The sequence below is a fragment of the Nonomuraea longispora genome, from assembly GCF_004348345.1.
GTDB lineage: Bacteria > Actinomycetota > Actinomycetes > Streptosporangiales > Streptosporangiaceae > Nonomuraea > Nonomuraea longispora.
The window spans coordinates 1-8146 of record NZ_SMJZ01000290.1; the positions used below are offsets into that span (position 1 = coordinate 1).

Sequence of the window (8146 nt, forward strand, 5' to 3'; positions counted from 1 at the left end):
CGGGGGGTTCCGTGGTGGCGGGGAAGGGACCGACCTCGCCCGGCACACGGTCGGAGACGGCGGGCCAGTGGAGGAGCTCCTGGTCGGCGTGGTACGGCGTCCGTACCACCAGGATGGCGGCTGCCACCAGCATGAGCACGCCGAGCAGGACACCGGTGACCATCAACGCGGGCCCGCGCCACCCGCCTTCGTCGGCGGGCGCGGCGGGCGCAGGTCCACGGCGCGGTCCAGTCATCCCTCACATGCTAGAGACGTGTCCGGACCGCTCGGGCAAAGTGCTGGTAAATCACCCAAAATCCAGGAAAGCCGGGCGATCATGGTGCCCGGTGGCGAGGCTCAGCACGCGCACAGCAGGCCGCGTAGCGCCGTCTCCAGGCAGAGCCCGGAACGCGCGGGGCTCGGCCACGGGAAACGCACCAGCGAGTCGTCCGCCCGTACGGTCGCGCCGAACCGGTCCAGCTCCCACAACCACACCTCACCCGCCCGCTCGCCCAGCTGCCTGGACACCCCGGCCGTGAGCTGCGGCCGGTGCGAGGCATTGACGTGGGCGAGCACCCGCTCGGCCGTCTCGGCGAGCGGGTCGGGCGCCGCGCCCAGGTAGTCGTCGGCGTCGAGCGTCCCCGACTCCTGCCCGGTCAGGTAGACGACCTGGCCGACGTCCAGCCGCAGCAGCCGGGGCGCGTCCGGCTGCCCGTACCGCTCCAGCGCCTTGAACAGGCTTTCGTCCGGGCAGTGCGTGGCCACCGCGACGGCCGACGAGCGCGCCTCGCCCTCAGGTACGGCCTCCGCCCACCCCTGCACCTCGATCAGCCCGCGCGGGTGGGTGACGGAGCCGAGCTGCCGCATCGCCGTCAGGTTCACGGCCACGACGGCGTCCTCGCGCAGCCCGTGGAGCGTCTCCCCGGGCAGTACCAGCAGCACCGGACGCCCGCGTTCGTCGACCCCGCCGCGCGCGGGTGACGGGGCGCCGTTGACGGACAGCTTGGCGACGCCGGCGGTCGCGGCCAGGGTGCGGACCCGCTCGGGGATCGGCAGCATGAACGCCTCCTTGGGGAACGAAGGATATGTTAGGTTAGGCTGGCCTAAGTAAGGGATACCTAATCACATCGAGGTGAACGTGCGCTACACCGGCCCGAAGGTGCGGCTCTCACGCCGCGCGGGCGTCCCGCTGACCAGGAAAGCCGTCCGCTACTTCGAGCAGCGCCCCTATCCGCCGGGCGAGCACGGCCGCAAGACCAACCGCCGCAACGCCGGCGACTACGGGCTGCGGCTGATGGAGAAGCAGAAGCTGCGCTGGTACTACGACGTGTCCGAGCGGCAGCTGCGCCGCTACTGGGATCTCGCTCTTCGCAAGCCGGGCGCGTCAGGCGCCGAGCTGGTGGCGCTGCTGGAGTGCCGTCTGGCCTCGCTGGTGCTGCGCGCCGGGCTGGCGCCGTCCATCTACGCGGCCAGGCAGTACGTCAACCACGGCCACATCGCCGTGGACGGCCGCAAGGTCGACATCCCCAGCTACCTGCTCAAGCCGGGACAGATCGTCACGGTCAGGGAGCGCTCGCGCAGGCTGCAGCCGTTCGTGGCCGCCGCCGAAAGGGTGTATGCCGACGACCGGATCGCCACCTACCTCACGGTCGATCACGGCGACCTCCGCTTCACGCTGACGCGGAGGCCCGAGCGTGAGGAGATCGTCGTCCCGGTGGACGAACAGCTCGTCGTGGAGTTCTACTCCCGCTAGCTCAGCCCAGGGTCCGCTGCCCGCGCAGCTCGGCGACCTCTTTGCGCAGCTCGGAGAGCTCGTCGAGGATGCGCTGGGTGTGGTGGGCGGCGTCCAGGCCCTTGGCGGCGCGTTCCTCGGCGTTCTCGTCGTCCATCGCGCTGACCACGACCGCGAGGAACAGGTTCAGCACGACGAACGTGCACACCAGGATGAAGATCGTGAAGAAGATCCAGGCCGACGGGTGGCGGCCCATCACCTCCCTGGCGATGTTGCCCCAGTCGTCACCCGTCATCGTCTGGTAGAGCGTGAACAACGAGGTGGGCAGGCTTCCGAACCGGTCGGGGGCGGTCTGCCCGTAGAGTTTGGTGGCCATGACGGCGGCCACGTAGAGCACCAGGGAGAGCAGCACCACGATCGAGCTCATCCCCGGCAGCGCGCGCAGCAGCGCCGAGACCACGCGGCGCAGGCTCGGCACGACCGACAACAACCGCAGCGCGCGCAGGATGCGCAGCGAGCGCAGCACTGACAGGCCGCCGGTCGCCGGGGCCAGCGCGATGGTGACGATCAACGCGTCGAAGATGTTCCACGGGTCGCGGACGAACGCCGAACGCTCGACGTAGATCTTGGCCAGCAGTTCGACGACGAAGATGTAGAGCGCGACATGGTCGACGAGGATGAGCAGGTCACCGTGGCGCTCGACCACGGCTGGGTAGGTCTCCAGTCCCAGGACGGCCGCGTTGGCCAGGATCACGGCGATGATGAACCGCTGGAAGCGCCGGTGGGCGAGGATGTCGCGCAAGCGTTCACGCACGGGGGCAGGCTCCTAAGGCGATGATCATGTGGCTCTACCATGATGACGTACCATGATCAGAGAGAAGACTGTGGTATAAACCCACACGACACCAGACGGGGAAGGGGCCGGCGCCATGTCCTATCCGAATGACGGCCCCGGCTACTACGGCCCGCCCCCGCAGACCCACCCCAACGGCACCGCGATCCTCGTGCTGGGCATCCTGAGCCTGGTGATCTGCAGCATTCTCGGGCCCTTCGCCTGGGTGATGGGCAACACCGCGCTGCGCGAGATCGACGAGAGTGGCTACTACTACGAGAACCGCGGCGCGGTCCAGGCCGGGCGCATCTGCGGCATCATCAGCAGCGTCCTGATGATGATCACGGTCGGGTTCCTCGTCTTCGCGTTCGGGATGGCGCTCGTCTTCGGCGGCTTCGACGGCAGCCGTTAACGCCTGCCGTAGCCGCCGAGGCCCGACTCCAGCAGGTCGAACAGCTGCTCCGCCTGCGCCCTGAGGCCGGGCTCGATGCTCTCCCATTCCTCGCCGGCGATCCTCCTGGTCACCGACGCGTGGGTGAGCAGGCGTGTCGTCGTGAGCACGTGCGCCGCGACGACTCTGGGCCGCAGGTCGCCGGGGCCGGCGCCGAGTTCGTCGGCGAGCGCCAGGGCCAGCGCCTGCTCCCGCTGCTCGTGCACCTCGCGCATCCGGGCGACCAGCGCCGGGCTGGCGTCCACGATCCTGGCGAACACGTCGGCGCCCAGGTTGAACCCGTACCGCCAGTCCTGGGTGTCGATGGCGTGGAGCACGTCGCGGCGGAAGGCGCGTACCACGCTCTCGCCGGGCTCGCGCTCCCGCAGCACCTGCACGGGGTGGTCCACGGCCAGGTGCTGCCGGTCGGCGAACAGGTCCTCCTTGGTGCTGAAGTAGTTGAACACGGTGTTGACCGACACGTCGGCGGCCCGCGCCACCTCGGCCACGGTCACCTTGTCGAACCCCCTGGCCATGAACAGGCCCATCGCGACGTCGGCGATGCGCTCCCTGGTCTCGCGCTTCTTCCGCTCCCGCAGCCCTTCACCCATGTCGTCATCGTATCAACTTTGCAGTGACACCAATTTTATGGTTACATCAATCTTGGAGGCGATGAAATGATCAAGACTTCGGGTCTGAGCAAGACCTTCGACGGCGGCGTGGAGGCCGTCAGAGACCTCGGCATCTCGGTGGAGCCCGGCGAGATCGTGGGATTCCTCGGTCCGAACGGCGCGGGCAAGACCACGACTATGCGCATGCTGACCACCCTGCTGCGCCCCACGTCCGGCACCGCCACCGTGGCCGGGCATGACCTGAGCGCCGACGCGAAGGAGGTGCGCAGGCGCATCGGGTACGTCTCCCAGGGCGGCGGCATCCTGCCGACCGTGCCGCTCAAGGGAGAGCTCGAACTCCAGGGCATGCTCTACGGGCTGAGCCGCCGGGAGTCCGCGGCCAGGGCGGGCGAGGTGCTGGCCGGACTGGACCTCTCCGGGCTGGAGAACAGCCTCGGCGGCACGCTGTCCGGCGGTCGGCGCCGCCGCTTCGACATCGCGTTCGCCCTGCTGCACGACCCTGCCCTGCTCTTCCTCGACGAGCCGACCACCGGCCTCGACCCGCAGAGCCGGGCCAACCTGTGGGACCACATCCGCGCGCTGCGCCAGGAGAAGGGCACGACGGTGTTCCTCACGACCCACTACCTCGACGAGGCCGACGCACTCTGCGACCGGCTACTGATCATCGACCACGGCCGCATCGTGGCCGAGGGCGCCCCTGCCGAGCTCAAGACCGGCGGCCGCACGCTCGACGACGTGTTCCTCGACATCACCGGCAGGTCGCTGCGCGAGGAGAGCGCACTGACGGGAAAGGGTGCCTGATGCTCCGCGACACCTGGGTGTTGTTCCGCCATGGCGTGGGCGTCACGCTACGGCAGAAGGTCGGCATCATCTTCGGCGCGATCCAGCCGCTGCTCTTCCTGGTGCTGTTCGGGCCGATCTTCACCACGTTCGGCACCTGGGAGACGCTCGTGCCCGGCCTGATCATCCAGCTCGGGCTGATGAGCATGGGGCTGGCCGGATTCGGCATAGTCTTCGAGAAACGTTCGGGCGTGCTGGAGCGGATGCGCGTCACCCCGGCCAGCCGGCTGGCCCTGCTGCTCGGGCGCGTGCTCAACAACGCGGTCACACTGATCCTGCAGACGCTGCTGCTCCTGGCGGTCGCCTTCGCCTTCGGCCTGCGCGCGCCGGCGCTCGGGCTGGCCACCGGATTCGTGCTGGTCGTCGTGCTCGGGCTGAGCCTGGCCGCCCTGTCGTACGCCGTCGCCCTGACGATGAACGAGCAGTTGTTCGCGCCGGTGATGTCCACCGCCGTAATCCCGCTCATCCTGCTGTCCGGCTCGTTCCTGCCGATGTCGATGGCGCCGGGCTGGCTCGACGCACTCTCGCACCTCAGCCCGTTCCGGTATGTGGTGGAGGCGCTGCGCGACCTGTTCCACGGCCACTACCTGACGGGCACGGTCGGCGCCGGCGTGGCGGTGACCGTCGTCCTCGCCGTGGTCAGCCTCATCATCGGGACGCGCGTGTTCAACCGGGAGAACGCGTAGGCGGACGCGACATGGCCGGAGCGGGCGGCACTCCGGCCACACCAGCGCCTGTGAGGCCGCGCCCCTGTGTGCCGCGCCCTGGAGGTCGGGCGCCGGTCAGGCCGCGCTTCTGGAGCGGCGCTGAAGGGCCGCGATGATCCCCGCCGGATCCACGATCCCGTAGCCGTAGCCGTAGTCGAAGCCCACCTCGCTGCGGTCCTCCGCGGTGCGCCGCAGCAGCGCCCGCAACTGGGCGGGCGACAACCTGTCCGCCGGCCACAGCGTGCGCACCGCCGCCACGAGCCCCGCCGCCACCGGGGCCGCCGCCGACGTGCCCGAGTCGGGCGAGCCGGGGCCCAGGGCCTGCGACCCGGAGAAATGTGTGTACGCGCAGAGGTCCGGCTTGCGGGCGGTCAGCCGTCCCGGCCCCTGCGAGGAGTAGCCCACTCGCTCGCCGTTGACGTCGATGCCGCCGATCGACAGGGCCTTCGGATGGGAGTTGGCGCCCACGATGGGCCGGGAGGGGAACGCGCACCGGCCGTCGGGACACTCGCGGCCACAGTTGCCCGCCGCGAACAGCACGTCCGCGCCCGCCCGGTCCAGGCCGGCAACCATCAGGTTGAACGGGTGGGCGGCGTTGTCGGAGTAGTTGCCGGGATGCCCGACGGGGAAGTCCCACTCGGGCGAGAACGACCCCCACGAGTTGCTCACCACCAGCGCCTTCGACCCGGCGGGCTGGGCGTCGAGCACGGTGCGCAGGTGCGCGAACGCAGACACCGCGTCCGACAGCAGGCCGTCCATCGCCGAGCCGCCCGGCCGGGTGGACAGCAGCACCGGGATGTCGATGAGCGACGCGTGCGGGGCCGCGATGAGCGCGTCGAACGCGCACATCGTGCCGTGGTCCACCTCGAACTCGCCCGCGGTGCCCGACACCCCCGGCGGGCTCCAGGACCGTTCGGCGTCCAGTGTGACGCCCCGGCCGAGCTGCCTGGCCGCGTGCGCGGCGTTGATGCCGTTGTCGAGCACCGCCAGCGCGACCCCGCCGCCGTCGAACCCCTCGGCGTGCAGGCCGGAGACGTGCAGCAGGCGTTCGACGTCGTGCCAGTCGCCGGAGGGCGGATCGCCCCCGCACACCGGCGCGGACCCGATGACCGGGTCGGCGAAGATGCCGACCACGTCGGGCCTGATGCCGGGCAGCAACGTGACCCTGGAGGCCAGCTCGTCGTCCGAGATCGTGCCGCGGACCAGCACGGACGCGTCCTCGGCGGCCAGCGAGAAGTCGAGCGGCTGATTGAGGGAGAGCGGGTCGCCGCCGGTCGAGGGGACGGGACGCGGCACGGCCACGGGCACGAACGCCGAGTCGAGCTCGACGCCGGGCAGCCCATCGGCGACGTCGGCCGTGGTGGCGGCCTGGCCGGGGTCGGCGACGGCCGCGACCAGGTCGGGAGAGGGACGGAGCTGGATCAGGACCCGCATGTGTCACCACCAACGTGAGTGGGGGAGCGAACGTCCCAACATTCCTGCATCCGCCCGCCCGCGTCCAGGGGGTCTCACCGGTTTTGACCTGCGGAAATGCGCTAATCACCGCGAAGCGGACGACTTTTGTCCGTGGCCCGCCGTACTTCCCCGCCGGCGATCTTTTCACTACGGTGAGACAGCATGACGCTGCAGGCGCAGAAGCCGGTCGACGACGGGGAGAGGGCTCACTGGCTGGCGGTGCGGCCGAGGCTCATCCTCGCCAGCGCCTTCATGCTCTTCCTCGAGCTGGCGCTGATCAGGTGGACCGGATCCAACATCGTCCACCTCAGCTACTTCACGAACTTCGTGCTGCTCGGGTCGTTCCTCGGCATCGGGCTCGGCTTCCTGCGCGTCGGCCGGTCGCGGCGCCAGCCCTACTACTCGCCCGTCGTGCTGGCCGTCCTCGTCGTGGTCGTGCTGACCTTCCCGGTGACCGTCGACAGGAACACCGAGGGCGTCCTGTACTGGACGAGCCTGTCCACCAGCGGCCCGCCCGCGTGGCTGATCCTGCCGGTGATCTTCTGCGCCGCGGCGCTGGTCCTCATGGGCCCCGCCGAACTCGTCGGCCGATGCTTCCCGGAGCTGCCGCGCCTGGAGGCGTACCGCTACGACCTGATCGGCAGCCTCACCGGCATCGTCGCGTTCACCGCGCTGTCCTTCCTGAGCGCGCCGCCGGTGTTCTGGGGACTGATCGCCGCGGTCTGCTACGCGCTGCTGCTGGTGCCCCGGCCGCGCGCCCTCTACGTGGGCCTGGTGACCGTGCCCTCACTGGCCGTCGTCGGGCTGCTGCTGGCCGAGACGCTCACCGCCGGGGCGATCTGGTCGCCGTACTACAAGGTGACGTTCAGGCAGCTCGAACAACTGGGCGTCGCCGTCACCGACATCGCGGTCAACGGCATCCCGCACCAGCAGGCCGTGCCCGCCACCGCCCGGCTGCAGTGGGAACGCCAGTACGGCCTGCCGTACGAACGGACCACGAAACCGCCGAAGGACGTGCTCATCGTCGGCGCCGGCAGCGGCACCGACGTGGCGATCGCGCTGTCGAAGGGCGCCACCCACGTCGACGCCGTCGAGATCGACCCCAAGCTGCGCGAGCTCGGCGGCTCCGTCCACCCCGACCGCCCCTATGCGGACCCGCGCGTCACCACCCACATCACCGACGGCCGTGCCTTCCTGGAACGTACCGGCCGCACGTACGACCTCATCCTCTTCGCGCTGCCCGACTCCCTCACCCTCGTCTCCGGAGCCAGCTCGCTGCGCCTGGAGAGCTACCTGTTCACCGAGGAGGCCATGCGGGCCGCCCGGGAGCACCTGAAGCCCGGCGGCACGTTCTCGATGTACAACTACTACCGCGAGAGCTGGCTCGTCGACCGCCTCGCGTCCACCATGCAGAGCGCCTTCGGCCACAAGCCGTGCGTCGACGTCGTCAGCACCGCGGGCCAGCAGGCGGTCATCACCGCCGGACTCGGCGAGGCCGACCAGCGCTGCGGCCCCGCCTGGGCCGGAGCCGCCCCCGGC

10 protein-coding genes are annotated in these 8146 nt (G+C 70.2%); 5 read left to right on the top strand and 5 right to left on the bottom strand.

Features of this window, described 5'->3' with window-relative positions; genetic code table 11:
* Together E1267_RS40925 and E1267_RS40930 are read right to left on the bottom strand one after the other, a co-directional pair.
* The coding region (locus tag E1267_RS40925; protein ID WP_132341251.1) for a hypothetical protein at positions 1–235 on the bottom strand (235 nt) is incomplete at its 3' end.
* A gap of 101 nt (positions 236–336) precedes the next feature.
* Positions 337–1038, bottom strand: coding sequence for a DUF2470 domain-containing protein (locus tag E1267_RS40930; protein ID WP_132341253.1), 702 nt, complete (start codon positions 1036–1038; stop codon positions 337–339).
* A 79-nt stretch (positions 1039–1117) separates the two neighbouring features.
* On the opposite strand from E1267_RS40930, the gene rpsD reads away from it, so the two are divergent.
* Complete coding sequence (gene rpsD / locus E1267_RS40935) at positions 1118–1732, top strand: 30S ribosomal protein S4 (protein ID WP_132341269.1); 615 nt, start codon at positions 1118–1120, stop codon at positions 1730–1732.
* Position 1733: 1 nt separating this feature from the next.
* On the opposite strand, the gene E1267_RS40940 is transcribed toward rpsD, so the two are convergent.
* Positions 1734–2525: an ion transporter gene (locus tag E1267_RS40940; RefSeq protein ID WP_132341255.1), complete on the bottom strand. Its 792-nt coding sequence runs from the start codon at positions 2523–2525 to the stop codon at positions 1734–1736.
* 115 nt (positions 2526–2640) lie between these two features.
* Here E1267_RS40940 and E1267_RS40945 point away from each other — a divergent pair, with 115 nt between their 5' ends.
* Positions 2641–2955 carry a DUF4190 domain-containing protein gene (locus E1267_RS40945; RefSeq protein WP_132341257.1) on the top strand — a complete coding sequence of 105 codons (315 nt, stop codon included), beginning with the start codon at positions 2641–2643 and terminating at the stop codon, positions 2953–2955.
* Here the strand turns inward: E1267_RS40945 and E1267_RS40950 are convergent.
* Complete coding sequence (locus E1267_RS40950) at positions 2952–3584, bottom strand: TetR/AcrR family transcriptional regulator (RefSeq protein WP_132341259.1); 633 nt, start codon at positions 3582–3584, stop codon at positions 2952–2954. The two genes, E1267_RS40945 and E1267_RS40950, sit on opposite strands and share 4 nt — an antisense overlap.
* 66 nt (positions 3585–3650) lie before the next feature.
* On the opposite strand from E1267_RS40950, the gene E1267_RS40955 reads away from it, so the two are divergent.
* Positions 3651–4406, top strand: coding sequence for an ABC transporter ATP-binding protein (locus tag E1267_RS40955; RefSeq protein WP_132341261.1), 756 nt, complete (start codon positions 3651–3653; stop codon positions 4404–4406).
* Positions 4406–5131 (top strand): ABC transporter permease, encoded by a 726-nt coding sequence (locus E1267_RS40960; protein WP_132341263.1) that lies wholly within the window; start codon positions 4406–4408, stop codon positions 5129–5131. Before E1267_RS40955 ends, E1267_RS40960 begins: the two co-directional genes overlap by 1 nt.
* A gap of 96 nt (positions 5132–5227) precedes the next feature.
* On the opposite strand, the gene E1267_RS40965 is transcribed toward E1267_RS40960, so the two are convergent.
* Positions 5228–6586 carry a S8 family serine peptidase gene (locus tag E1267_RS40965; protein WP_132341265.1) on the bottom strand — a complete coding sequence of 453 codons (1359 nt, stop codon included), beginning with the start codon at positions 6584–6586 and terminating at the stop codon, positions 5228–5230.
* 183 nt (positions 6587–6769) lie between these two features.
* Here E1267_RS40965 and E1267_RS40970 point away from each other — a divergent pair.
* Positions 6770–8146, top strand: a 1377-nt coding sequence (locus E1267_RS40970; protein WP_132341267.1) for a spermine/spermidine synthase domain-containing protein, incomplete at its 3' end; no start/stop codon positions are given.

Excerpts from the sequence above, each read along its gene's own strand:
- E1267_RS40955 (WP_132341261.1), top strand. The coding sequence starts at position 3,651 with ATGATCAAGACTTCGGGTCTGAGCAAGACCTTCGACGGCGGCGTGGAG.
- E1267_RS40950 (WP_132341259.1), bottom strand. The coding sequence starts at position 3,584 with ATGGGTGAAGGGCTGCGGGAGCGGAAGAAGCGCGAGACCAGGGAGCGC.
- E1267_RS40945 (WP_132341257.1), top strand. The coding sequence starts at position 2,641 with ATGTCCTATCCGAATGACGGCCCCGGCTACTACGGCCCGCCCCCGCAG.
- E1267_RS40965 (WP_132341265.1), bottom strand. The coding sequence starts at position 6,586 with ATGCGGGTCCTGATCCAGCTCCGTCCCTCTCCCGACCTGGTCGCGGCC.
- E1267_RS40960 (WP_132341263.1), top strand. The coding sequence starts at position 4,406 with ATGCTCCGCGACACCTGGGTGTTGTTCCGCCATGGCGTGGGCGTCACG.
- E1267_RS40930 (WP_132341253.1), bottom strand. The coding sequence starts at position 1,038 with ATGCTGCCGATCCCCGAGCGGGTCCGCACCCTGGCCGCGACCGCCGGC.